Origin of the sequence: Burkholderia sp. LAS2 (assembly GCF_018417615.1) — a bacterium.
Lineage (GTDB): Bacteria > Pseudomonadota > Gammaproteobacteria > Burkholderiales > Burkholderiaceae > Burkholderia > Burkholderia sola.
Window position 1 is genome coordinate 705,913 of the sequence record NZ_CP071052.1, and the last position, 24,350, is coordinate 730,262.

Sequence of the window (24,350 nt, forward strand, 5' to 3'; positions counted from 1 at the left end):
CGAAGGAGGGAGCCATGATGTACAACGCTCAAGGAAAGATGTCCCAGGCCGACGTGCTCGCGCAATATGCGCCGCTCGTGCGCCGCCTCGGACTGCAACTCGTCGCGAAGATGCCGGCGAGCGTCGATCTCGACGATCTGATCCAGGCCGGCATGATCGGCCTGATGGACGCGGCCGGCCGCTACAAGGAAGACCAGGGCGCGCAGTTCGAGACCTACGCGACGCAGCGCATCCGCGGCGCGATGCTCGACGAGCTGCGCAGCAACGACTGGCTGCCGCGCAGCCTGCGCAAGACGTCGCGCGAGGTCGAGCACGCGGTGCACCAGGTCGAGCAGCACCTCGGCCGCTCGGCGAGCGAGACCGAGATCGCGCAGCACCTCAACATGCCGCTCGACGAATACCAGGGGATGCTGCAGGACCTGCACGGCAGCCAGCTCATCTACTACGAGGATTTCGATCGCGCGGCCGACGACGAGCCGTTCCTCGACCGCTATCGCGTCGATCATGCCGATCCGTTGTCGGCGCTGCTCGACGAGCATCTGCGCGAGGCGCTCGTCGAGGCGATCGAGCGGCTCCCGGAGCGCGAGAAGCTGCTGATGTCGCTGTACTACGAACGGGGTCTGAATCTGCGCGAAATCGGCGCGGTGCTCGAGGTGAGCGAATCGCGCGTATGCCAGCTCCACAGCCAGGCCGTCGCGCGCCTGCGCGCACGGCTGCGCGAACAGGCGTGGGTCGGCGCGGAGTCCTGACCCCGAAGTCCTGCCCTTTCGGCCACGGCCGCGCGTGCCCGCGCCGCGCGCGTCTCGTGCCGACGCGTCGTCGTTGCGCATTTCGCGCGCCGATTTGCTACAATCCCCTCCGTTTTCCGAGGAGCGTTGCGACGGACCATCAGCGTCCGCCAGGCTCGGAAGGCTTCACCAAGCAGCCGTGCGGCGATCGTTTCGAGCGACCGTCGCGCCGGCCCCGCTTCCTGAACGGCGCTCACGTCACCAATCTAGAAACTTTTTAGAAAGGAGGGCGTGATGAACGCCATTATCGATTCCAAGGCTTCCCACGATTACGTCGTCGCCGACATGGCGCTGGCCGGCTGGGGCCGCAAGGAACTGAACATCGCCGAGACCGAAATGCCGGGCCTCGTGCAGATCCGCGACGAATACAAGGCGCAGCAGCCGCTGAAGGGCGCGCGCATCGCCGGTTCCCTGCACATGACGATCCAGACGGGCGTGCTGATCGAGACGCTGAAGGCGCTCGGCGCGGACGTCCGCTGGGCGTCGTGCAACATCTTCTCGACGCAGGATCACGCGGCGGCCGCGATCGTCGAAGCCGGCACGCCGGTGTTCGCGTTCAAGGGCGAGTCGCTCGACGAATACTGGGAGTTCTCGCACCGCATCTTCGAATGGCCGAACGGCGAATTCGCGAACATGATCCTGGACGACGGCGGCGACGCCACGCTGCTGCTGATCCTCGGCGCGAAGGCCGAGAAGGACCGTTCGGTGATCGCGAAGCCGACCAACGAGGAAGAAGTCGCGCTGTACAAGTCGATCGCGGCGCACCTCGACGTCGACGCGAACTGGTACTCGAAGCGCCTCGCGCACATCAAGGGCGTGACCGAAGAAACCACGACCGGCGTGCACCGTCTCTACCAGATGGAAAAGGACGGCCGCCTGCCGTTCCCGGCGTTCAACGTGAACGATTCGGTCACGAAGTCGAAGTTCGACAACCTGTACGGCTGTCGTGAATCGCTCGTCGACGGCATCAAGCGCGCGACCGACGTGATGATCGCGGGCAAGGTCGCGGTCGTCGCGGGCTACGGCGACGTGGGCAAGGGCTGCGCGCAATCGCTGCGCGGCCTGGGCGCGACCGTGTGGGTCACCGAAATCGATCCGATCTGCGCGCTGCAGGCGGCGATGGAAGGCTACCGCGTCGTGACGATGGAATACGCGGCGGACAAGGCCGACATCTTCGTGACGGCGACCGGCAACTACCACGTGATCAACCACGATCACATGAAGGCGATGCGTCACAACGCGATCGTCTGCAACATCGGTCACTTCGACTCGGAAATCGACGTCGCGTCGACCCGCCAGTACCAGTGGGAAAACATCAAGCCGCAGGTCGACCACATCATCTTCCCGGACGGCAAGCGCGTGATCCTGCTGGCGGAAGGCCGCCTCGTGAACCTCGGCTGCGCGACCGGCCACCCGTCGTTCGTGATGTCGAACTCGTTCGCGAACCAGACGCTCGCGCAGATCGAGCTGTTCGTGCGCGGCAACGAGTACGAGAACAAGGTGTACGTGCTGCCGAAGCATCTCGATGAAAAGGTCGCGCGCCTGCACCTCGCGCGCATCGGCGCGAACCTGTCGGTGCTGTCGGACGAGCAGGCTGCGTACATCGGCGTGCAGAAGGACGGCCCGTTCAAGCCGAACCACTACCGCTATTGATGCGCGGCAGCCGCCGCACCGTGCGCGCCCGTTGCGGGTGCACGGCGCGGCGGCGCTCACCGATCGTACCGATCGACAACCGAACCGGAGCCCTCCATGAGCGTCATCCTCACCTGGGTCATCAACGCGCTCGCGCTGCTGATCATCACGTACCTCGTGCCGTCGATCCACATCAAGAGCTTCGGCACCGCGCTGATCGTCGCGGTCGTGCTCGGGCTGATCAACACGGTGATCCGGCCGGTGCTGATCCTGCTGACGCTGCCCGTCACGATCGTCACGCTCGGGGTGTTCATCCTCGTCGTGAACGCGCTGTGCTTCTGGTTCGCGTCGTCGCTGCTGAAGGGCTTCGAGGTGTCGGGGTTCTGGTCCGCGTTCTTCGGTTCGATCCTGTACAGCATCGTGTCGTGGCTGCTGTCCGCCCTGATCTTCGGCCAGCGCGACATCGGCTGACGGCGAGCGGGCGCAGGCTCAACCCCATCGAATCATGAAACCGATCGAACTCTCGTTTGAATTCTTCCCGCCGAAGACGGCGGACGGCGTCGAAAAGCTGCGCGCCACGCGCGCGCAGCTGCTGCCGCTGAAGCCGAAATTCGTCTCCGTGACGTTCGGCGCCGGCGGCTCGACGCAGCAGGGCACGCTCGATACCGTGCTCGACATGCAGAAGGACGGCCTCGAGGCCGCGCCGCACCTGTCGTGCATCGGCTCGTCGCGCGACAGCCTGCGCGCGATCCTCGACCAGTACCGCTCGCACGGCATCCGGCACATCGTCGCGCTGCGCGGCGACCTGCCGTCGGGGATGGGCGAGGTCGGCGAGCTGCGCTATGCGTCCGAGCTCGTCAGCTTCATCCGCGCCGAGCATGGCGACTGGTTCCACATCGAGGTCGCCGGCTATCCGGAGTACCACCCGCAATCGCGTTCGCCGAAGGCCGATCTCGAGAATTTCGCGCGCAAGGTGAAAGCCGGCGCGAATTCCGCGATCACGCAGTACTTCTTCAACGCGGATGCGTATTTCCGCTTCGTCGACGACACGCGCAAGCTCGGCGTGGACGTGCCGATCGTGCCGGGCATCATGCCGATCACGAACTTCTCGCAGCTGATGCGCTTCTCCGAGATGTGCGGCGCCGAAGTGCCGCGCTGGGTCGCGCGCCGGCTCGAGAGCTTCGGCGACGATCGCGAGTCGATCCGCGCGTTCGGCGCGGACGTCGTCACGAGCCTGTGCCAGCGCCTGATCGATGCGGGCGTGCCGGGGCTGCACTTCTATACGCTGAACGCAGCGGTCGCGACGAGGACGATCTGCGAACGGCTCGCGGTGTAACGAGCGCCGTCACGCGGTTGCCTGCGTGAAAGCCCCGCCGGTTTGCGCCGGCGGGGCTTTTTTATCGTGACGCGCCGCGCATGCCGCGTGGCGCAAGCCGCCGAATCAGCGCTGCGCCTGCATCAGCGGCGGACGGCGGTCGAACCACGGCCGCGCGTGTTCGAGCTGCCGCGCGAGCCGGAGCAGCAGCGCGTCGTCGGCGTGGCGCGCGGCGAACTGCACGCCGATCGGCAGCCCACGCGCATTCCAGTACAGCGGCACCGACATCGCCGGCTGCCCGGTCAGGTTGAACAGCTCGGTGCAGCCGGCCCACGCGAACGCCTTCTCCGACGATTTCGCGAGCATTTCCTTCAGCAGCGGCTTCACCGGCAGCGCGGCGAGCAGCTTCATCTGCGCGGATTCGAACGGCGTCGGCTGCAATTCACCGATCTTCACCGGCGGCCCCGCGAGCGATGCGCACAGGATCGCGTCGTAACGCGACACGAGACCGGCGACCTGCACGGTGAGCTGGCGCTGCCATTCGAGCACGTCCGGCAGGCGCGTGCGCGCGAGCCGTCGGCCGACCACCGCCATCGCCCACGTCGCGGCCTCGAATTCGCCGCGCCGGGGCGTGCGGCCGGTCAGCGCGCGTGCGCCGAGCACCATGTCCTCGGCGATCGTCGCCCACAGCGTCAGGAAGGTTTCGGCCGCGCGCGCGTAGTCGATCGGCAGCGTCGCCGGCTCGACGCGGTGGCCGAGCGATTCGAGCAGCGCGGCCGCGTCGTCGAGCGCCGCGCGCGTGTCGTCGGCGAGTGCCGGCGCGAGCATCGGATCGACGACGAGGCCGATCCGCAGCGGGCCGGGCGGCGTATCGAGCGCGCCGAGGAAGGTGCCGGGCGCGCCGGGCGGCAGCGTCTGGCCGGTCGTCACGTCGAGTAGCAGCGCACTGTCGCGCACGCTGCGCGACACCGCGTGCTGGACGACGAGTTCGCCGTTCGACGGCAGGTCGACGAGCACCGGGTTGCGGCTCGGCTTCAGCCCGAACAGCCCGCAGCACGACGCCGGAATGCGGATCGAGCCGCCGCCGTCGGACGCATGCGCGAGCGGTACGATGCCGGCCGCGACGGCCGCCGCCGCGCCGCCGCTCGACCCGCCGGGTGTGTGGTCGAGATTCCACGGGTTGCGGCACGCGCCGAACAGTTCCGGTTCCGTGTACGGCATCTGGCCGATCTCGGGCGTGTTGGTCTTGCCGAATACGTTCAGGCCCGCCGCGCGGCTGCGCGCGATCACCGGCGAATCGTCGGCCGGCACGAAGTACCGGTAGTGCCGGCTGCCCATCGACAGCGGCAGCCCGGCGACCGCCGCGCCGAGATCCTTGACGAGATACGGCACGCCCGCGAACGGCGCGTCGGCGCCGGGTTGGGGCGCGGCCGCCGCACGCGCGCGCGCGGCTTCGTAGTCCTGCAGCACGATCGCGTTGATCGCGCCGTTCACCGCTTCGGCCTGGCCGATCGCGGCGTCGAGCAGTTCGCGCGGGCTGGCGTGGCGGTCGCGCACGAGCGCGGCGAGGCCGATTGCGTCATGCGCGAGATAGTCCGAGTGCATCGCGGTCACCCCCGTTGTGACTCGTGGCGATGGTGCGAGCATAACGCGGGCCCGGCGCGCCGGGCCCGCGGCCGGGCCTTTTCAGAGATGCTCGGCGAGGAAGGTCAGCGTGCGGCCGTGCGCGAGCGCCGCGGCGCGCTGGTTGTACGACGCGCGGTCCGTGCAGTTGAAGCCGTGCTCGGCGCCCGGGTACACGTGGAACGAAGCGTTGCCGCGGCCGGCGAATGCGGCCTTCACCTGATCGACGGCCGTGAGCGGAATGCCGTGGTCGTTTTCCGCGTAGTGGAACAGGATCGGCTGCGTGACCTGGCCGGCGAGGTCGAGCGCATTCTGGATGCCGCCGCCGTAATAGGCCACCGCCGCGTCCAGCTTGCCGGTCGCGGCCGCGCGATACGCGAGCTGGCCGCCGAAGCAGTAGCCGATCGCGGCGAGCTTGCCGGCCACTTCGGGGCGCGCGCGCAACGCGTCGGCCGCCGCGACGATGTCCGCGACCGCGAGACCCACGTCGGTCTTCTTCAGCAGCTCGATGCCCTTGTCGCGATCCGCACCCTCGTAGGTCAGCTCGACGCGCGGCTGCGTGCGCCAGAATACGTCCGGCGCGAGCGCGACGAAGCCGTCGGCCGCGTACTGATCGGCGACCGCGCGGATGTGCGCGTTCACGCCGAAGATCTCCTGGATGATGATGACGGCAGGGCCCTTGCCGCGCTTGGGCAGGGCGAGATAGCCGCCGAAGCTGTCGTTACCGGTCGGGATGTCGATCCATTGGGCAGTCACGTTCTGAACTCCTGGCGTGCGGGGTGCGGGAGGCGCCCCCGGGGATGAAAAGAGGCGGCCTAGTGTGCCACCAATCGCCCGCTGCTGCAGCGCACGCGGCCGCTTCTCGCGCAGCGATCGTTTCGATCTCGATTATTCATTTTTCGGCGCCGCGCCGCTTCGATAGAGTCGATGTACCGGCCTTTACAAAGCGCTTTCGCGCACCGTCATCGAAGGATTCGCCATGTCTGCCCGCTCGTTTTCCACGCCCTTTTCCGCACGCTTCGGCCTGCGTCTGCCGCTCGTGCAGGCGCCGATGGTCGGCGCGACCACGACCGCGATGGTCGCCGCCGCATCGAATGCCGGTGCGCTCGGCAGCCTCGGCGCCGGCGCGCTCGCGCCCGAACGGATCGACGCCGAAGTCGCCGCGATCCGCGCGGCGACCGATCGCCCGTTCGCGATCAACCTGTTCGTGTTGCCCGATGAAGCCGCGCCCGACGCGGCGACCGTCGCGCGCGCGCTGGCGGCGATCGACCCGCTGAATGCCAAGCTCGGCTTGCCGCCGGGCACGGCGCCCGCGCGCTACGCGCCCGATTTCCGCGCGCAGCTCGATGCGCTCGTCGCGCTGCGCGTGCCGGTCGCGAGCTTCACGTTCGGCGTGCTCGACGCAGCCGACGTCGCACGCCTGAAAGCCGCCGGCACCTATGTGATCGGCACCGCGACGCACGTGGCCGAAGGGCTCGCGTGGCAGGCGGCCGGCGCCGACGCGATCTCCGCGCAGGGCGCCGAGGCGGGCGGCCACCGCGGCACCTTCATCGGTGCCGCCGACGACGCGCTGATCGGCACGCTCGCGCTCGTCCCGCAGCTCGTCGACGCGACGGGCCTGCCGGTGCTGGCCGCGGGCGGCATCATGGACGGCCGCGGCATCGCGGCCGCGCTCGCGCTTGGCGCGCAGGCCGCGCAACTCGGCACCGCGTTCCTCACGTGCGCGGAAAGCGCGATCGCCGCGGACTGGAAGGCGCGTCTGCTCGCGAGCGCCGATACGTCGACGCAGGTCACCCGTGCGATCACCGGCCGTCACGCACGCGGGCTGCGCAACATGCTGATGGCGCGGCTCGGCGAGCACGTGGCCGACGTCCCACCGTATCCGGTGCAGAACGCGCTGACCCAGCCGCTGCGGCAGGCGGCCGCGCGCGCGAACGACGGCGACTACCTGTCGCTGTGGGCCGGCCAGGGCGCGCCGCTCGCGCGGCGGCGCGGCGATGCGCTGACGACGTCGCAGCTGGTCGCCGCGCTCGATGCGGAATGGCGCGCATCGGCTGCCTGAACACCGTTTCGGCCGCTTGAGCCGTTCATGTGGGGCGACGAAACGCGCGTGGTGTCACGCGCGTTTCATTCAATGATCCAGGTCACAAAATACCGAATCGAAATGCCCGCGCGACTCGCTTGAAACGACCTTTCGACAGTGCGTCGAAATTAGCGGAAACCCTTATCCGCCGGGGCTTGCAGCGCGATTCGAATCATCCTTCCAAAGCGCGCATATCGGTAGTGTTACCACTATCCTAAAAAAGTCCCACAAATTAATTTGATCGCCTACACTTGCGCGCAAGTACGAGCGGGCGGCTGCTAAAAGCGGCGGTTTTCACGTGCTTGAGGCCAAGTGCATGAAGGATGCAACCGGCGAATCGTCCAGTGATTGCAAACACGGGGATGGCAGCGGGGCACCGGGCGATGGCGTTTTTTGGGACCGAACTGGAGACTTACATGAATATCAAGATGCAAAAGCTGTTGCCGATCACCGCAGCGGCAATGCTGTGCGCTGCAGCTGCAAGCAACGCGTCCGCCGATCAAGTCGTCAAGATCGGCCACGTCGCGCCGTTGACGGGCGGCATTGCACACCTGGGCAAGGACAACGAAAACGGCGCGCGTCTCGCAGTCGAGGAGATCAACGCGAAGGGTCTCACGATCGGCGGCCAGAAGATCACGCTGCAACTCGACCCGCAGGATGACGCCGCCGACCCGCGGCAGGCGACGCAGGTTGCGCAGAAGCTCGTCGACGACAAGGTCGTCGCGGTGGTCGGCCACCTGAACTCGGGCACGTCGATCCCGGCCTCGAAGATCTACAGCGATGCGGGCATCGTGCAGATCTCGCCGTCGGCGACCAACCCGGCCTACACGCAGCAAGGCTTCAAGACCACGTACCGCGTGGTGGCGACCGATGCGCAGCAGGGCCCGGCACTGGCGAACTACGCGCACTCGAAGGGCATCAAGAGCGTGGCGGTGGTCGACGATTCGACCGCGTACGGCCAGGGTCTCGCGAACGAGTTCGAGAAGAAGGCGAAGGCGCTCGGCCTGAAGGTGATGTCGCATGACGCGACGAACGACAAGGCGGTCGACTTCCGCGCGATTCTGACGAAGATCAAGGGCGAAAACCCGGACGCGATCATGTACGGCGGCATGGACGCCACCGGCGGCCCGTTCGCGAAACAGGCGAAGCAGCTCGGCCTGCGCGCGAAGATCTTCGCGGGCGACGGCGTGTGCACGGAAAAGCTGGCCGACCTGGCCGGCGACGCGACCGACAACATCGTGTGCTCGGAGGCCGGTGCCTCGCTCGAGAAGATGCCGGGCGGCGCGGCGTTCAAGGCGAAGTACGAGAAGCGCTTCGGCCAGCCGATCCAGATCTACGCACCGTTCACGTATGACGCCGTGTACATCATCGCCGACGCGATGAAGCGCGCGAACTCGACCGACACGGCGAAGATCCTCGCGGCGATGCCGGCGACGAAGTACACGGGCGTGATCGGCACGACGACCTTCGACGCGAAGGGCGACCTGCAGCACGGCGTGATTTCGCTGTACAACTACAAGAGCGGCAAGAAGTCGCTGCTCGACGAAGTGAAGATGTAACGCTTCAGCGGCCGACAGAAGGGGGGAAAGCGCGCATGCGGCAACGCATGCGCGCTTTCTTTTTGGGCCGGCTTACGCCGCCGCGCCGTCAGATCTTCAGGTGCGCGAGCACCCTGGGTGCGACGAGCGCGACGAGCGCCGCGCACAGTGCGACGACCGACAGGCCGATCGTCAGGTTCGCGGCCTGCGCGACCGCGCCGATCACGACCGGACCGAACAGCAGTCCGAAATACGCGAGCCCGGCCACGTGCGCGAGCCCTTCGGCCGCGTGGATGCCCTTCACGCGCGCGGCGGCCGCGAACAGCACCGGCATCATGTTGGCCAGCCCGAGGCCCATCAGCGTGAAACCGGTCAGCACCGCGACCGGATTCGGCAGCAGCAGCGCGCCGATCATCCCCGCACAGGCGAGCGACGCGCTCGCGAACACGAGCTGCGGCGCGCCGAAGCGGGCGCGCACCGCGTCGCCCGCGAAGCGCGCGATGGCCATCCCGCCGGAGAACGCCGCGTACGCGGCGCTCGCGAGCGCGGGGCTCGCCGCGACGACGTCGCGCATGTAGACGGTCGCCCAGTCGTACATCGCGCCTTCGGCGATCAGCGCAACCAGCGCGATGCCGCCGAGCGTCCACAACGCGGGCGAGCGCCAGCGGTTGCCGCCGCCGTGCGCCTGTTCGTGGTGCGGTACGTGCGGCAGCACGGCCGGGCTCGCGGCCACGAGCACCGCGGCGCTCGCCGCCGCCGCGAGCGCGAGATGCGCGACCGGCGCCATGCCGGCCGACAGCAGCGCGCCGCCGGCCGCCGCGCCGGCCATCCCGCCGATGCTGAACATCCCGTGCAGCGACGACATGATCGGCTTGCCGAGCGCGATTTCGACCGCGCTGGCCTCGGCGTTCATCGCGACGTCGAGTGTCGCCATCGAGAAGCCGAACAGCGCGAGCACCACGAGCAGCATCCAGTAGTCGGGCACGACGAGGATCAGCGCCGCGCACGCGGACATCACGAGCCCGCCGGCGACGCACGCGGTGCGCGAGCCGACGCGCGCGATCCAGCGCGCGATGGTCAGCATCGCGGCGATCGACCCGCCGGCGACCGCGAACAGCGCGATCGACAGCAGCCCGGGGCTCAGCGCGAACTTGTCGCGCACGGTCGGCACGTGCACGCCCCACGACGCGTACATCATGCCGGCGACGAAGAACAGCGCCATCGACGCCGTGCGCGCGCGCTGGCGCGCCGGCAGCGGCAGCACGCGATGCGCGTCGGGCGGCGCGGCGAACGGGGACGGCGATTCGGAGGAAGGGGATTCGGACACGGGAAGGCTCGTCAGGAAAATGCGCGGGCGCACGCGGCGCCGATCGGATTTGTCCGATTCTATCGAACCGCTTACGATCCTGCCGGGCGATGGCCGTTCGGCCGATGCGCGGGCGCTCGGGCCGTCCCGCGGCAGTGGCCTCGTGGCGCATTGGCCGTTTGGCCGATGCGCGGCGTGCGGCGCCCGCGGGTAACATCGAAACCCTGGCCGACGCGCCGCCTTTCGACCGCAGGAGTCACCTTGAACATCGATCCCGCCTTCGCGCTGCATCTGCTGCACCGCTGCACGTTCGGCACGCTCGCCACCCATGCGCGCGAACCGGAGGGCTTCCCGTATCCGACGGTCGTGCCGTTTGCACCCGATGCAAGCCATCGGCCGGTGATCCTGGTGAGCGGTCTGGCCGAGCACACGCGCAATCTCGCCGCCGATCCGCGCGCGGGTTTCCTCGTCGTCGACGCCAGCCCCGGCGATGTGTTGAGTGCCGAGCGTGCGACGCTGCTGGGCCGGTTCGTGCCGCTCGGCGACGATCCGCACGTCGCCGCGCGTTACCTGCGCTACGAACCGGGCGCCGCGGGCTATCTCGCGCTCGGCGATTTCGGGTTCTGGGCGCTCGAGATCGAGCGGTTGCGCCATATCGTCGGGTTCGGGCGGATGGGCTGGATCGACGGCGTGCAGCTCGATGCGCTGCCGCCGCTCGCGTTCGACGACGAACGGGCACTGTGGGCGGCATACGACGCGGGCGACGCCCGCCGCGACGGGCTCGACCTGCTCGGCGTCGATCGCCATGGCGCGGACTGGCGATGCGACGGCCGCCGCGTGCGCACGCCGTTCGACGCGCCGTCGGCCGACATCGGTGCGCTGCGCGAACAGCTGATCGCCCGCGCAAAGGATGTGACGTGACGTCACGGGTCAGTGATTTGTTCGTTTAGCAAACGGCGTCATCTGGTTTTCGCGAAACTCTCGTCCGATGAAAGCTTTGATTTTCTTCAATGCAGGGTAATTGCGTATGTTGAAAGACCTAATAGCCAATCGCTAATGTCCTAATCTCTATGGAGGAGCGTAAAAATTTGAGAAAAGGCCGCGGCCGGTCAAAATGACATGTGCGAATTTCAATTGATCTCGGGATTTTCATGAATCTCGCTTCTATCAAATCTTTTTTGTGCTAATCTCTGCCTTCAAAAATCCGAGGCACATATATTTCATGAATGGTGAGCTGGCTCAGACCGGCGCCATTGGTCAGATAGATAGAAAGGGAAACTATGTCTTCTTACAAGGACCTGCTGGCCCAGCGGGAGAAGCTGGAGAAGCAAATCGAAGAAGCGAAGTCGCGTGAATACGCTGAAGTGCTGAATGACGTGAAGCAGAAAATTGCCGACTACGGCTTTTCGCTCGCCGAACTCGGCCTCAGCCGCGCGAAGGCCGGCAAGGTCGGTCGTCCGCGCGCAGGCGTGGCGGCCAAGTATCGCGATCCGGAAACGGGCGCGACGTGGTCGGGTCGTGGCAAGCCGCCGCGCTGGATCGCCGGCAAGAACCGCGAACAGTTTGCGATTTAAGCGTTCGTTTAGGTTGCCCGCTCTTCGAAAGAGCCGCGTGTCCGTCGAGGAGCGCGGCTTTTTTGTTTTCCGGACACCGGCGGCCCAGCCGGGTCGTCATGAAGCTGTAAGCATGTCCGGTGAATGAAAATGCGACACGTTCGCATAAGCGATTGATTTAAATGAGAAATTTGTGGATATTGGCCGGGCTGGCGGGGCGCCTTTGATAGAATTGCGTACCGCACACCGATATCTCATATTTCATGTCCACGTTTTCCGGCGACGCGCAGAGCGCAGATAAGCACGCCGTTGCGCGCAAGAGCACGCTCGTCAGTATTGTCCTCAATGTCGTACTTGCGACATTTCAGATCGCGGTCGGCGTGATTGCGCATTCGCAAGCATTGATTGCGGACGGTGTGCATTCGATTTCCGATTTGATCTCGGATTTTGTCGTGCTGGTTGCGAATCGGCATAGCGGCGTATCGCCGGATGCCGACCACAATTACGGCCATAGCCGCTACGAGACGGTCGCGTCGCTGTTTCTCGGCGCGATCCTGATCGCGGTCGGTATCGGCATGCTCTGGCGCGCCGGCGACCGCCTCGTTAATCTCGAAAACATTCCGGCCGTGCATTTTTCCGCGCTGATCGTGGCGCTGACGGTACTCGTGTCGAAGGAAGCGCTGTTTCGCTACATGCTGCGCGAAGCGCGGCGCGTGCGCTCGGCGATGCTCGTCGCCAACGCATGGCATGCGCGTTCGGATGCGGCGTCGTCGCTCGTCGTCGCGATCGGCATCGTCGGCAGCCTGGCCGGTGTGCGGCTGCTCGACCCGATCGCGGCGGCGATCGTCGGCTTCATGGTCGCGCGCATGGGCTGGACGTTCGGCTATGACGCGTTGCAGGACCTCTCCGACCGCGCGCTCGATACGGCCGACACGGCCGAGATCCGCGCGCTGCTCGTCGCGACGCCCGGCGTGCGCGACGTGCACGACCTGCGCACGCGCAAGATGGGCGATGCCGCGCTCGTGGACGCGCACATCCTCGTCGATCCGAAGATCTCCGTCTCGGAAGGGCATTACATCGCCGAGACCGCGCGGGCGCGCGTGCTGTCCGACCCGCGCGTGCTCGATGCGCTGATCCATGTCGACCCGGAGAACGATGCGGCGCGCCGTCCGGCGCTCGCGCTGCCGCCGCGCGGCGAACTGGCGGCGCGGCTCGAGGCCGCGCTCGCGCAGCGCGGGCTGCATGCGGCGGCGATCAACCTGCATTACCTGAGTACGGGGCTCGAGGTCGACGTGACGCTCGACGGCGATCCGCGCGACACCGATGCGGCGCTGGCCGCCCGGCTCGACATCGACACGCTGAAGCGCGAGTTCGGCGCACGCCGGATCGGCTTCACGCGCACGTTGACCGGGCAGACGTGACCGGCAACCGGCGGCCGGCACCGGCGAACGCGGCCCGCCGCAGGGCAGGCCCGCGCGTTACAGCGGCAGTTGCGTGTCGAACTTGATTTCGCGCAGCACGACGCTCGTGCGCACCTGCGACACGGCCGGGATCTTGAAGATGCGTTCGTGCAGGAACACGTCGTAGGCCTTGATGTCCGGCGCGACGATCTTGAGGATGTAATCGGCTTCGCCGGTCGTGCTGTAGCACTCGGTGACTTCCGGGCAGGTCGCGATCTCGCGCTCGAACTGCTCGACGCCGCCTTCGTTGTGGCGCGTCAGGTGCACGTGCGCGAGCGCGCAGACGTGCAGGCCGAGCTTCTCGCGATCGAGCAGCGCCGTGTAGCGCTGGATCACGCCCGACTGTTCCATGTCCTTGATGCGGCGCCAGCACGGCGTGCTCGACAGCCCGACCTGGTCGGAGATTTCCTGAACGGAACGGCGCGCGTCGAGCTGCAACAGGCGAAGGATTTTTTGCGAAAAGGAATCGAGCGTCACCTGCGCCTCCATGCGGCAGCTACAACACGCTGAATGTTAGAGCGCCGGGGAACGAAAGGCAATCTGGCGACGCGCCGTTGAGCGAGATTCGCTAATTTGCTCGTGGATCCGTGGGATTTTGTCCCGCCCCCGCGCTTTCCGACCGATCGGTATCCGACACGGCCAGGCCCGCGAGCGCGGCCTGCTGCCGGCGCAGGTCGGCGAGCATGTTGCAGAACAGCGCGCCTTGCTCGATCGCGTCGTCGAGCGCGACGTGCGTGTGCGGATGGTCGTCGAACCAGTGCTTCGGAAAGCGCGGCTTGATCGCCTTGCGGTACGGCAGGCCCGTCATCGCGAACGCGAGCGTCTTGATGTCGAGCGCCGACCACGAGAACGGGCAGCGCCCCGCGAACCGCATCATGTACCAGAACATGAACGTGAAATCGAAGCCGGCCGGCATCGCGACGAACACCGGCTTGCCGGGCAGCGCCTCGACCCATTCGACGTACGCGACCAGCGCCGCGTCGGGCGTCTGCAGATCGCGCCGGCACGCGGCCCAGGCTTCGGGCTCGGTCTTCCACCACGCTTCCTGCACCGGGTGAGCGCTGGCGCCGGGCAGCGTCTCGAGGTTCGCCGAGAACGTCGCGATCAGTTGCTTGTCCTCGGTATAGGCGGCCGACGCGAAGCTCAGCATCGAATGCGGGCCGGGAATCGGGCCGTCGGCTTCGACGTCGGTGCTGACGTAAATTTCCGGGATGGCGGTCTGGTTCATCCGAATACCTTGTCGGATACGAACGGGTTCGTGCGGCGCTCGTCGCCGAACGTCGACACCGGGCCGTGGCCGGGCACGAACGTGACGTCGTCGCCGAGCGGCCACAGCTTTTCCTTGATCGAACGCACGAGATCCTCGTGATTGCCGCGCGGGAAATCGGTGCGGCCGATCGAGCCCGCGAACAGCACGTCGCCGACGATCGCGACGCGATGCGCGCGGCTGAAGAACACGACGTGGCCGGGCGTGTGGCCCGGGCAGTGATAGACCTCGAGCGTCTCGTCGCCGAACCGCACGGTGTCGCCGTCGTTCAGCCAGTGGTCGGGCTCGAACGCGTCGGCGGCCGGAAAGCCGAAGCGCTCGCTCTGCGTCGGCAGCTTCTCGATCCAGAAGCGTTCTTCTTCCTGCGGCCCCTCGATCGGTACGCCGTAGCGCGTCGCGAGCGTCTTCGCGCCCGCGCAGTGATCGATGTGCCCGTGCGTGAGCAGCACTTTCTCGACCTGCACGTTCTGCCGCGCGACTTCCTGTTCGATCCGGTCGAGATCGCCGCCCGGATCGACGACGGCGGCGCGGCCCGTCTTCTCGCAGACGAGCAGCGAGCAGTTCTGCTGGAACGGCGTGACCGGAATGAGCGTGACTTTCATGAGGGCACCGGCGGCTAAAAGGAGCGATTGTACCGGTCGCGCGCGTGGCCTGCCGTGCGTACGATGCATGCCGCAGCACGCGGATCAGGGCATTCCCGGAGCATGCCGATTGTTACAGCCATAGCGAGAATCAATGGTCCGCCGGGGGCCCTTTTCGAGACAAGGTTTTGATTTATGTATAATGCGCCCCATTGCGCGTGAATTTCACGCCATTCGCTGGTGTATCGGCCCCGTTAAACGAGGCGTCCGATCCACCGTCAAGCATCAGCCGCCGGGGAGTCCGGCGGTGTATCCAGCACCGAGCAGTCGGTGCTCACGTCTTGTCCGGCCGGGTGCTGCGCGCCCGCCTGCGGCCCTGCTGCCGCGCCGCCGGATGAGGCCTGTGCCGCCGTTCCTGTGCGTTGGTCGTAGCGACGCGCGCGAACGTGGAGCCATGTTCGATGGCGGCATGTGGGGTCTGGTCAGGCTGTTGGGGACAGGTTGCGCCAGACGTGAAAGCTAATCAGGACGGTTGCGGCCAGGACGAACGCCGCGCCCATGCTAGCCGCCTGCTCGCATTCGAGCGGGGCGTGCACGCATTTGCCGTCCGGGCCGCATATGTCTGCGTTGTGAAGCAGCGTTGTATCGATGCGGCCCGAACCAGAAGGCGACACGTCGATGAATTTACGTTTTCCGAGCCGATTCGGAACCATTGCATTGTTTTTTGCGCTGACGGGCTGTGCGGTGCCATCCAGCCAGACCACCGGCAGCGTGAGCCAGAAGAAGGCGGTCGACAAGACCGCCGCCGCCGCGAAGGCGGACGACGACAAGCAGCCGCTCAATTTCGATTCCGCGCTGGCATCGATGCCGGCTGCCGACAGTAAGGACGCGAAGAAGTCGTCGCTGGCGGATGCCGAGCCGATCGACGGCAAGGATGTGTCCGATTTCCGCCAGAGCGGCCGCGCATCGTGGTACGGGCGGGATTTCCACGGCCGCCGCACCGCGAACGGCGAACGTTTCAACATGAACGCGTTCACCGCCGCGCACCGCACGCTGCCGCTGTCGTCGTACATCAAGGTGACGAACGCATCGACCGGCAAGTGGGTCGTCGTGAAGGTCAACGATCGCGGGCCGTTCAAGCGCGGCCGTGTGCTCGACCTGTCGTATGCGGCGGCCAAGGTGATCGGCCTCGTGCACGCCGGCACGGGCCGCGTGAAGATCGAAGGGCTGTCGCCGCAGGAAGCGCGCGATGCACGCAACGAAATGTTCGCATCGATCTCGGCGAAGTAACGCGACGCAACAACCCGGCGGATCGTCCGCTCCTGCGCAAAGGGCTGCCTTCCGGCAGCCCTTTGTGTTTCCGCGCGGCGGCGTCGCGCGTCAGCCTTCGTCGCCTTCCTTCAGCACGAGCGCACGCGCATACAGCGTGTTGCGCGATGCGCCCGTCAGCGCGGCCGCGAGCTTGGCCGCGCTCTTCACCGGCACCTCTTCCAGCAGCAGCCTGAGCAGCGCGTCGTGCGCGGTGTCGTCGGCTTCGCCGCTTGCCGCCGGCGCGCCTTCGACGACCAGCACGAACTCGCCGCGCTGCCGGTTCGCATCGCCGGCGAGCCAGCTCTGTCCTTCGGCCAGGGTGCCCTGAAACAGTTGCTCGTGTAGCTTGGTGAGCTCGCGCGCGATCAGCAGCCGGCGCGCGGGGCCGAACGCGTCGGCGAGCGCGTCGACGGTTTCGGCGATCCGGTGCGGCGCTTCGTAGAACACCAGCGCGTACGGGTGCGACGCCAGCGCCTGCAGCGCGGTCGCGCGCTGTTTCGCCTTCGGCGGCAGGAAGCCCGCGAACGTGAACGCGCCGGCCCAGTCGCCGGCCACGCTCAGCGCGGTCACGGCCGCGCTTGGGCCCGGCAGCGGAACCACCGGGAAGCCGGCCGCGCGCACGGCGTCGACGAGCCGCGCGCCGGGGTCCGAGATGCCCGGCGTGCCGGCGTCCGACACGTAGGCCACGCGTTCGCCGCCACGCAGCAGTTCGATCACGCGCTGCGCGGCTTCGCGTTCGTTGTGCTCGTGCACGGCGACGAGCGGTTTCGAGATCCCGTAGCGGGCGAGCAGCTGGCCCGTATTGCGGGTGTCTTCGGCCGCGATGCGGTCGGCGAGGCCGAGCACGTGCAGCGCGCGCAGCGTGATGTCGGCCGTATTGCCGATCGGTGTGGCGACCACGTAGAGCGCGGCGTCCGGGTAGTGCTGCGTATGCGCGAGTTCGAGGAGGGCAGTCATGGCAGGCAATGCACGCAATCGCGGCACGAGCGGAACAAGGACGGCATTGTGCCACGCGGCGCCGGCGCGGCCGGAGGGCGCCAGCGATCGGCCGCGTTCGGGCGACAACTTTTCCGGCGCGGCGCGATCCAAACCGGTCGGCGCGGCGTTCGAGCAGCGCGCGCGGCAGTTTCTCGAGCGTCGTGGCCTCGGGTTCGTCGCCGCGAACGTGACGATGCGCGGCGGCGAGCTCGATCTCGTGATGCGCGAGCCAGACGGCATGCTCGTATTCGTCGAAGTGCGCGCGCGGCGCAGCACCCGGCACGGCGGCGCGGCCGCGAGCGTCGGCTGGCGCAAGCGGCGGCGTCTGGTCGCGGCGGCGTTGCAGTTCTGGTCGCGGCACGGCGCCGGCGCCGCGTGCCGTTTCGACGTCGTCGCGTTCGAGGCCGGACGGCTTGCGTGGCTGCGCGACGCATTTCGTACCGACGATGCATAGCCGCGAGCTGTGACGAGATGTAAAGAGTTCTTGCCGGACCGCCGGAGAGGGCGCCGGAGTACGGTAAACTCGCCGCACCCACGATGTCGCGCGAGTTGTGCCGCGCGCCCAGTTCACCAGGAATCGATGTCAGTCGAACGTATTCAGCAACAATTCCGCGACAGCGCCGCGCTTCACGCCGAAGCGGCCGACGCGCTGTCGCTGCCGATCGCAGCCGCGGTCGATGCGATGTTCGCCGCACTGGCGAACGGCAACAAGATCGTCGCGTGCGGTGACGGCCCGTCGGCCGCCGCCGCGCAGTACCTCGCCGCGTCGCTCGTCGGCGGTTTCGAGCGCGAGCGTCCGGGCCTGCCCGCGATCGCGCTGGCCACCGACGCATCGCAGGCCGGCCTGGCGGGCGCGGCGGCGGCCGAGCAGTTGTTCGCGCAGCAGGTGCGCGTGCTGGGCCAGACGGGCGACATCCTGCTGGTGCTCGACGCGCTCGGCGCTTCGCCGCGCGTGCTCGCGGCGATCGACGAGGCGCACGAGCGCGAGATGACCGTCGTCGCGTTGACGGGCGGCAACGACCAGACGGTCGCGGCCGCGCTGTCCGATACCGATATTCCGATCAGCGTGCCCGCCGTTCGCGCGGCGCGCATCCACGAAGTCCATCTGCTGACCATCCACTGCCTGTGCGACGGCATCGACGCGATGCTGCTGGGTGAGGATTGAACGAAGGAGAGCCGTCGATGAATCAAAGCCGCGTCAAACAGACGCTCGTCAGAACCACGCTGCTCGCCGCGCTGACGGCGGGCCTCGCCGTGTCGCTGCAGGGTTGTGTGCTCGGGGTCGTGGGCGCAGCGGCCGGCGGCGGCGCGCTGATCGCGACCGATCGCCGCACGCTCGGCGCGCAGACGGAGGATCGCGAGATCCAGGTCAAGTCGCTCACGCAGATCAACAACGGGCTGCCCGACCAGTCGCACGTGAACGTGACGGTGTTCAACCGCCGCGTGCTGCTGACGGGCGAAGTGCCGAACGATGCGTCGAAGCAGCGCGCCGAGGAAATCGTGCGCGGCATCAACAACGTGAACGGCATCGTCAACGAGCTGTCGGTCGGGCCGGCGTCGTCGCTGTCGTCGCGCGCGAACGACTCGTACCTCGAAGGGCGCGTGAAATCGGAGCTGATCGCGACGAAGGGCATCTCGGCGAACTACTACAAGGTCGTCAGCGAGCGCGGCAATCTTTACCTGATGGGCCTCGTCACGGTCGATGAAGGCAATCGTGGCGCGGAAGCCGCGAGCCAGGTGCCGGGCGTCGAGAAGGTCGTGAAGGTGTTCCAGTACGTGAAGCCGCAGGACGCGCAGGCGCTGCAGGACGCGTCGCCCGCGAGCGGCGCATCCGGCGCGCAGGCGGCTGCCGCGCCGGCGGACAGCGCGACGGTGGGCGCGGTGCCCGACGCGTCGGTGCAGTCCGCGCCGCTGCAGCCGCCCGCGCCGATCTCGAATTCGTCGAGCGTGCATCCGGGCAATCCGAAGGCGAAGGCGCAATGACGGGCAGGCAGATGACGCAGATCAAACGATGGATGGTGCAGGGCGCCGCGGCCGCGGCGCTCGTGGCCGGCACGCTGGGCGCCGCGCACGCGGACGTCGGCGACGGCCTGAAGGTTGCGCGCAGCAACGCGTGCATGGGCTGCCACGCGGTCGACCGCAAGCTCGTCGGCCCGTCGTTCAAGGATATCGCCGCGCGCTACAAGTCCGATCCGCAGGCCGTCGCGAAGCTGTCGAAGAAGGTGAAGGACGGCGGCTCGGGCGTCTGGGGCGCGATTCCGATGCCCGCGCATCCGCGCATGAGCGACGCCGACGTCCGGTCGGTGGTCGAATGGGTGCTGGCCGGCGCGCCGTCAAAGTAATGCGCTGCGGGTGACGTAACCCCTATTGCCAAGCGCGGAAATGCGTGTGTATGATGGTCGACTGTTGGGGCGGTAGCTCAGCTGGGAGAGCGTCGCGTTCGCAATGCGAAGGTCGGGAGTTCGATCCTCCTCCGCTCCACCAACGGAATTTGAAAGGCCTGATCGCGAGATCGGGCCTTTTTGTTTTCCCGCAGGACCGTGGTCGGCGCGCTAAGTCGCCAGTTCGTGGATCAACCTGAACGTCGGCACCGACAACACCGCGAACCCCACCGTCATGACCGCGAGCACGGCGGTCCTCTTCCGCAGCAGCGCGCAGACGACGATCGACAGCCCGCAGAACGCGCAGGTCAGAATGACGATCCACCACAGCGCCGCATAGCCCGCACCGCCTTCGAAATTCGATACGTTCTGCGTGATCCGGGTCGCGGCATACCCGGCGACGGTGATGCTCGCGGGCAGGCACAGCACCGAATACAGCACGAAAACGATGATCTGTCGCGGTGTCGGATCGGATGACGTCATGGAGCGCGTTCTGTTGCGGATGGACGGGGGCCCTCGACCGTCCGCCGCACGGGCCGATCAAGGCAGTCGGCAGGATGCGACCGTTTTCCATGTTTGGCAACCGCCACCGCCTGCCACCCCGTCATCCCGCCCTAAACTACCCCTAAACCCGCCCCAAACTCGGCCGCTTCGGATCGTACGTCCACCCCGGCACCAGATAACGCATCGCCACCGCATCGTCGCGCGCCGTACCGCCCACCGCGTTGTACAACGCATGCGCGGCCTCGACCTGCGCCATATCCAGCTCGATCCCCAGCCCCGGCCGCTCTGGCACGGCCACCTGGCCGCCGACGATCGCGAGCGGTTCGCGCGTGAGCCGCGCGTCGCCTTCCTGCCAGATCCAGTGCGTGTCGATCGCGGTGATCGTGCCGGGCGCGGCCGCCGCCGCATGCGTGAACATCGCGAGCGACACGTCGAAATGGTTGTTCGAGTGCGAGCCCCACGTGAGCCCCCAGTCGCGGCACAGCTGCGCGAGCCGCACCGAGCCCTGCATCGTCCAGAAATGCGGATCGGCGAGCGGGATGTCGACCGCCTGCAGCCGCACCGCGTGATCCATCTGCCGCCAGTCGGTCGCGATCATGTTGGTCGCGGTCGGGATCCCCGTCGCGCGGCGGAATTCGGCCATCACCTCGCGGCCCGAATAGCCGCCTTCCGGCCCGCACGGATCTTCCGCGTACGCGAGCAGGTGGCCTTGCCCGCGGCACAGCGCGACGGCCTCGTCGAGCGACCACGCGCCGTTCGGGTCGAGCGTCGTGCGCGCGTCGGGAAAGCGCGCCTTAATTGCCGCGATCGCTTCCATCTCGTCGGCGCCGGCCATCACGCCGCCCTTCAGCTTGAAATCGGCGAAACCGTAGCGCTCGACCGCGGCTTCGGCCTGCCGCGCGATCGCGGCCGGCGTCAGCGCTGCCTCGTTGCGCAACCGGAACCAGGCGTTCGATGCATGGGCCTCGTCGCGATACGGCAGATCGGTGCGGCGCCGGTCGCCGATGTAGAACAAATACGCGAGCATCGGCACCGCGTCGCGCTGCTGGCCTTCGCCGAGCAGCGCCGCGACCGGCACGTCGAGGTGCTGGCCGAGCAGGTCGAGCAGCGCGGCTTCGATCGCGGTGATCACGTTGTCGAGCCGCAGGTTGATCTCGTGCGGCTGCCGCAGCACCGCCGCCTCGCCGGCCGACGTCACTTCGTGGCGGATCGTGCGGCCGGCACCGGCACCCGCGCCCCCACCGGACAGCGCCGCGCGCACCGCATTGAGCGTCGCCTGGTAGCGTCCGATCGACTGGCCGACCACGCGATCCGTCATGCGCTCGAGCGCGTGGCGGATCCCTTCGCCGCCCGGTACTTCGCCGACGCCCGTGTGTCCGCTGCTGTCGTCGAGGATCACGAGGTTGCGCGTGAAGTACGGCGCGTGCGCGCCGCACAGGTTGAGCAGCATGCTGTCGCGCCCGGCGACGGGAATCACCTGCATGCGCGTGACGCGCGGGGTGCCGGCACGGCTGGGTTCGGACATCGGTTCGCTCCTGGTTCCGTTGGCGCGCGGGCCGCCGGACGCGCCGGCGCAGCCCGCGCCGTTCATTGAAGCTCGACGCGGCGGATCTCGCCGACGACGAACAGGTAGCAGATCACGGCGACGAGCGCATGCGCGACGACATAGACGAGCGCGCCGTTGAACGAGCCGCTGCGGTCGACGATATAGCCGATCGCGATCGGCGTCGTGATGCTGGAAAGATTGCCGCACGTGTTGAGCAGCGCGCCGCTCAGGCCGGCGATCTGGCGCGGCGCGGTGTCGGCGTTGACGGCCCAGCCGAGCGCGCCGAGCCCCTTGCCGAAGAACGACAGCGCCATGAACAGCACGACGAGCACATGCGAATCGGTGTAGTTGCAGACGATCATCGACATCGACAGCAGCATGCCGAACACGATCGGCACCTTGCGCGCGACCGACAGCGACCGGCCCTGCTTGAGCAGCGCATCGGACACGACGCCGCCGAGAATCCCGCCGAGGAACCCGCACACGGCCGGGATCGACGCGACGAGCCCCGCGTTGAGGATCGACATCCCGCGCGCCTGCACCAGATAGACGGGAAACCACGTGATGAAGAAGTAGGTGAGCGCGTTGATGCAGTACTGCGCGACGTACACGCCGACCAGCATCCGGTTCCTCAGCAGCGCCTTCACGTGACGCATCGACGGGCCGCCTTCGCGTGCGCCCGTCGCCTGGTCGATGTTGACGAGCGCGCCGCCTTCGGCGAGGTAGTCGAGTTCCGCGCGGTTGATGGTCGGGTGCGCCTTCGGGTCGTACATCGTGCGGTTCCACACCAGCACGAACGCGAAGCCGAGCACGCCCATCACCGCGAACACCGACTGCCAGCCGAACGCGTGCACGAGCCAGCCCATCAGCGGCGCGAACACGACGGTCGCCGCGTACTGCGCGGCGTTGAAGATCGCCGATGCAGTGCCGCGTTCGGCGGCCGGGAACCACGCGGACACGATCCGGCTGTTGGCCGGGAACGACGGCGCCTCGGCAGCGCCGACCAGGAAGCGCAGCCCGAACAGCAGCGCGAACGCGGCCGCGCCGCCGAAGAAGCCGATGCCGCCCTGCAGCAGCGTGAACAGCGACCAGAAGAAGATGCTGAATGCGTAGACGATGCGCGACCCGAAGCGGTCGAGCAGCCAGCCGCCCGGCAATTGCGCGATCACGTACGACCAGCCGAACGCCGAGAAGACGAAGCCCATCTGCACGTGGCTCAGGTGCAGCGAGCGGGCCAGCGCGGGGCCCGCGATCGCGATCGCCGCGCGATCCGCGTAGTTGATCGTCGTGACCGCGAACAGCACGGCCAGCACCAGCCAGCGCACGCGGGTGCGCCGAGCCGTTGCCGACGCGGACGCCGGCAATGCGTGAAGCGGATTCATGACTTGTCTCCTCCGAAGGGCGGAAGGCGCCGTCGAGCGGCACGCGCGTCGGGTGCGCGCGTAATGTAGTGATGCCGCCGGCGGAGGCCGGGCACCGGACGCCGAGGCAGGCAGAGCGTCCGGGCCATTCTGTCATGTCGATATTTGCGCTTTCATGCCAATTGCTGACTTGATCGATTCAGCATTTGAATCGATCAGCTGACGCGAGCGGTCTCGCGTACGCGCCCGTCCATGCCGCTGCCGTCGTCGGCGTTCGACGGGCGCGTGTTGCTCGACGACGTACTCCCAGCGCACGCTCGACATCGCGGCGCCGCGACGCCGGGGCGGGCGGCCTGATCGGTCACGCCGGTTCTCCCGGCAGGATGGAACCCGTCGACGATGTTTTTACCCGGATAATATTGACATCCAATTAATACCCGGATGAAAATAGCGTCATTCCGATTCCAGCCCCCGGGCGACCACGATGACCTCTTCCACGCTCCTTCCTTCGTACACGGCCTTCGACGGCCATCGGCGGCTCGCATCGGGCCCGCTTGCGACGGTCGCGCTCGCGGTCCGGCAGGCGGCCGGCGACGCGGCGCCCGGCACGATCCTGATCTTCGACGACGCGACGGGCCGCTCGATCGACCTCGACCTGCGCGGTACGGCGGACGACATCCGGGCGCGCTATGCGGCGCCGTCGGGCGACGCAGCCGGCAGCGCCGGCGAGCCGGCAGGCGCGGGAGCAGGCGAACAGCGCGGCCGCGGCCGGCCGAAGCTCGGCGTGGTGTCGCGCGAGGTCACGCTGCTGCCGCGCCACTGGGAATGGCTCGGCGCGCAGCCGGGCGGTGCGTCGGTCGCGCTGCGCAAGCTCGTCGAGGACGCGCGACGCACGCATGCGGCGGCCGACCGGCAGCGCGACGCGCAGGCGCGCGCATACCACTTCATGTCGGCGATGGCGGGCGACCTGCCCGGTTTCGAGGAAGCCGCGCGGGCGCTGTATGCGAACGATCCGGCGCGGCTGGCCGAACTGATCGCCGGCTGGCCCGACGACGTGCGCGACCATGCGCTCGCACTGGCGCGCGGCGATCTGCCGCCGGCCGCCGACGACTGCTGACGGAGC

At 67.7% G+C, this 24,350-nt stretch carries 26 protein-coding genes, 1 tRNA gene and 1 riboswitch; of the genes, 16 read left to right on the forward strand and 11 right to left on the reverse strand.

The genetic code is table 11. The features are described 5' to 3' along the window. Positions 1 to 14: 14 nt before the first annotated feature. The 4 genes from JYG37_RS03255 to metF all read left to right on the forward strand — a co-directional run bounded on the left by JYG37_RS03255 (position 15) and on the right by metF (position 3,756). Complete coding sequence (locus tag JYG37_RS03255) at positions 15 to 749, forward strand: RNA polymerase sigma factor FliA (protein ID WP_006484033.1); 735 nt, start codon at positions 15 to 17, stop codon at positions 747 to 749. Positions 750 to 861: 112 nt separating this feature from the next. After that, positions 862 to 990: riboswitch (S-adenosyl-L-homocysteine riboswitch) on the forward strand. Positions 991 to 1,022: 32 nt separating this feature from the next. Continuing rightward, complete coding sequence (gene ahcY, locus JYG37_RS03260) at positions 1,023 to 2,441, forward strand: adenosylhomocysteinase (protein ID WP_050011826.1); 1,419 nt, start codon at positions 1,023 to 1,025, stop codon at positions 2,439 to 2,441. A gap of 96 nt (positions 2,442 to 2,537) precedes the next feature. Beyond that, on the forward strand, positions 2,538 to 2,891 hold the full coding sequence (locus JYG37_RS03265) for a phage holin family protein (protein ID WP_011882923.1): 354 nt from the start codon (positions 2,538 to 2,540) through the stop codon (positions 2,889 to 2,891). 34 nt (positions 2,892 to 2,925) lie between these two features. Beyond that, positions 2,926 to 3,756, forward strand: a complete 831-nt coding sequence (gene metF / locus JYG37_RS03270; RefSeq protein ID WP_050011827.1) for a methylenetetrahydrofolate reductase [NAD(P)H] — start codon at positions 2,926 to 2,928, stop codon at positions 3,754 to 3,756. 105 nt (positions 3,757 to 3,861) lie between these two features. On the opposite strand, the gene JYG37_RS03275 is transcribed toward metF, so the two are convergent. Both JYG37_RS03275 and JYG37_RS03280 read right to left on the reverse strand, forming a co-directional pair. Next, positions 3,862 to 5,340, reverse strand: coding sequence for an amidase (locus JYG37_RS03275; protein WP_050012091.1), 1,479 nt, complete (start codon positions 5,338 to 5,340; stop codon positions 3,862 to 3,864). An 81-nt stretch (positions 5,341 to 5,421) separates the two neighbouring features. Then, entirely contained in the window at positions 5,422 to 6,114 is a 693-nt protein-coding gene (locus JYG37_RS03280; RefSeq protein WP_050011828.1) for a dienelactone hydrolase family protein, read from the reverse strand. Positions 6,115 to 6,337: 223 nt separating this feature from the next. Here JYG37_RS03280 and JYG37_RS03285 point away from each other — a divergent pair, with 223 nt between their 5' ends. Together JYG37_RS03285 and JYG37_RS03290 are read left to right on the forward strand one after the other, a co-directional pair. Further along, positions 6,338 to 7,420: an NAD(P)H-dependent flavin oxidoreductase gene (locus JYG37_RS03285; protein WP_124556833.1), complete on the forward strand. Its 1,083-nt coding sequence runs from the start codon at positions 6,338 to 6,340 to the stop codon at positions 7,418 to 7,420. Positions 7,421 to 7,857: 437 nt separating this feature from the next. After that, positions 7,858 to 9,000 carry a branched-chain amino acid ABC transporter substrate-binding protein gene (locus JYG37_RS03290; protein WP_050011830.1) on the forward strand — a complete coding sequence of 381 codons (1,143 nt, stop codon included), beginning with the start codon at positions 7,858 to 7,860 and terminating at the stop codon, positions 8,998 to 9,000. An 88-nt stretch (positions 9,001 to 9,088) separates the two neighbouring features. Here the strand turns inward: JYG37_RS03290 and JYG37_RS03295 are convergent, their stop codons facing one another. Beyond that, a complete protein-coding gene (locus JYG37_RS03295; RefSeq protein WP_502775445.1) occupies positions 9,089 to 10,201 on the reverse strand; it encodes an MFS transporter in 1,113 nt (370 codons plus the stop codon). Between the two features lie 345 nt (positions 10,202 to 10,546). On the opposite strand from JYG37_RS03295, the gene JYG37_RS03300 reads away from it, so the two are divergent. From JYG37_RS03300 to JYG37_RS03310, 3 genes are all read left to right on the forward strand, one after another. Next, positions 10,547 to 11,206 (forward strand): HugZ family pyridoxamine 5'-phosphate oxidase, encoded by a 660-nt coding sequence (locus tag JYG37_RS03300; RefSeq protein WP_124631749.1) that lies wholly within the window; start codon positions 10,547 to 10,549, stop codon positions 11,204 to 11,206. Between the two features lie 359 nt (positions 11,207 to 11,565). Then, positions 11,566 to 11,859: an H-NS histone family protein gene (locus JYG37_RS03305; protein WP_006491875.1), complete on the forward strand. Its 294-nt coding sequence runs from the start codon at positions 11,566 to 11,568 to the stop codon at positions 11,857 to 11,859. A gap of 242 nt (positions 11,860 to 12,101) precedes the next feature. Next, positions 12,102 to 13,259 (forward strand): cation diffusion facilitator family transporter, encoded by a 1,158-nt coding sequence (locus JYG37_RS03310; protein WP_089488053.1) that lies wholly within the window; start codon positions 12,102 to 12,104, stop codon positions 13,257 to 13,259. A gap of 57 nt (positions 13,260 to 13,316) precedes the next feature. On the opposite strand, the gene JYG37_RS03315 is transcribed toward JYG37_RS03310, so the two are convergent. From JYG37_RS03315 to JYG37_RS03330, 4 genes are all read right to left on the reverse strand, one after another. Then, positions 13,317 to 13,787, reverse strand: a complete 471-nt coding sequence (locus JYG37_RS03315; protein WP_006477376.1) for an Lrp/AsnC family transcriptional regulator — start codon at positions 13,785 to 13,787, stop codon at positions 13,317 to 13,319. A gap of 79 nt (positions 13,788 to 13,866) precedes the next feature. After that, on the reverse strand, positions 13,867 to 14,526 hold the full coding sequence (locus JYG37_RS03320) for a 3'-5' exonuclease family protein (RefSeq protein ID WP_050011833.1): 660 nt from the start codon (positions 14,524 to 14,526) through the stop codon (positions 13,867 to 13,869). Then, positions 14,523 to 15,167 carry an MBL fold metallo-hydrolase gene (locus tag JYG37_RS03325; protein ID WP_213345882.1) on the reverse strand — a complete coding sequence of 215 codons (645 nt, stop codon included), beginning with the start codon at positions 15,165 to 15,167 and terminating at the stop codon, positions 14,523 to 14,525. The genes JYG37_RS03320 and JYG37_RS03325 overlap by 4 nt, the downstream gene beginning before the upstream one ends. A gap of 461 nt (positions 15,168 to 15,628) precedes the next feature. After that, entirely contained in the window at positions 15,629 to 15,943 is a 315-nt protein-coding gene (locus JYG37_RS03330) for a hypothetical protein (protein WP_162484451.1), read from the reverse strand. Between JYG37_RS03330 and JYG37_RS03335 the strand changes: the two genes are divergently transcribed. Then, positions 15,825 to 16,436: a septal ring lytic transglycosylase RlpA family protein gene (locus tag JYG37_RS03335; RefSeq protein WP_050011835.1), complete on the forward strand. Its 612-nt coding sequence runs from the start codon at positions 15,825 to 15,827 to the stop codon at positions 16,434 to 16,436. The genes JYG37_RS03330 and JYG37_RS03335 overlap by 119 nt on opposite strands. A gap of 90 nt (positions 16,437 to 16,526) precedes the next feature. On the opposite strand, the gene rsmI is transcribed toward JYG37_RS03335, so the two are convergent. Next, a complete protein-coding gene (rsmI, locus tag JYG37_RS03340; protein WP_124556836.1) occupies positions 16,527 to 17,414 on the reverse strand; it encodes a 16S rRNA (cytidine(1402)-2'-O)-methyltransferase in 888 nt (295 codons plus the stop codon). Positions 17,415 to 17,460: 46 nt separating this feature from the next. Here rsmI and JYG37_RS03345 point away from each other — a divergent pair, with 46 nt between their 5' ends. The 5 genes from JYG37_RS03345 (at position 17,461) to JYG37_RS03365 (ending at position 19,919) form a co-directional block, all read left to right on the forward strand. After that, positions 17,461 to 17,889 carry a YraN family protein gene (locus JYG37_RS03345; RefSeq protein ID WP_176016556.1) on the forward strand — a complete coding sequence of 143 codons (429 nt, stop codon included), beginning with the start codon at positions 17,461 to 17,463 and terminating at the stop codon, positions 17,887 to 17,889. A gap of 126 nt (positions 17,890 to 18,015) precedes the next feature. Further along, on the forward strand, positions 18,016 to 18,600 hold the full coding sequence (locus tag JYG37_RS03350) for an SIS domain-containing protein (RefSeq protein ID WP_209926131.1): 585 nt from the start codon (positions 18,016 to 18,018) through the stop codon (positions 18,598 to 18,600). Between the two features lie 17 nt (positions 18,601 to 18,617). Continuing rightward, entirely contained in the window at positions 18,618 to 19,418 is an 801-nt protein-coding gene (locus JYG37_RS03355; protein ID WP_050011839.1) for a BON domain-containing protein, read from the forward strand. Then, a complete protein-coding gene (locus JYG37_RS03360; protein ID WP_050011840.1) occupies positions 19,415 to 19,777 on the forward strand; it encodes a c-type cytochrome in 363 nt (120 codons plus the stop codon). Before JYG37_RS03355 ends, JYG37_RS03360 begins: the two co-directional genes overlap by 4 nt. A 66-nt stretch (positions 19,778 to 19,843) precedes the next feature. Further along, a tRNA-Ala gene (locus JYG37_RS03365) sits at positions 19,844 to 19,919 on the forward strand. A 68-nt stretch (positions 19,920 to 19,987) separates the two neighbouring features. Here the strand turns inward: JYG37_RS03365 and JYG37_RS03370 are convergent. The 3 genes from JYG37_RS03370 to JYG37_RS03380 form a co-directional block, all read right to left on the reverse strand. Then, positions 19,988 to 20,299 carry a hypothetical protein gene (locus JYG37_RS03370; protein ID WP_089488054.1) on the reverse strand — a complete coding sequence of 104 codons (312 nt, stop codon included), beginning with the start codon at positions 20,297 to 20,299 and terminating at the stop codon, positions 19,988 to 19,990. A 142-nt stretch (positions 20,300 to 20,441) separates the two neighbouring features. Then, positions 20,442 to 21,845, reverse strand: coding sequence for an enolase C-terminal domain-like protein (locus tag JYG37_RS03375; RefSeq protein WP_050012093.1), 1,404 nt, complete (start codon positions 21,843 to 21,845; stop codon positions 20,442 to 20,444). 62 nt (positions 21,846 to 21,907) lie between these two features. Beyond that, positions 21,908 to 23,248, reverse strand: a complete 1,341-nt coding sequence (locus JYG37_RS03380; protein ID WP_213345883.1) for an MFS transporter — start codon at positions 23,246 to 23,248, stop codon at positions 21,908 to 21,910. Between the two features lie 463 nt (positions 23,249 to 23,711). Here JYG37_RS03380 and JYG37_RS03385 point away from each other — a divergent pair, with 463 nt between their 5' ends. Beyond that, on the forward strand, positions 23,712 to 24,344 hold the full coding sequence (locus JYG37_RS03385) for a DUF2239 family protein (RefSeq protein WP_124638006.1): 633 nt from the start codon (positions 23,712 to 23,714) through the stop codon (positions 24,342 to 24,344). Positions 24,345 to 24,350 lie beyond the last annotated feature (6 nt).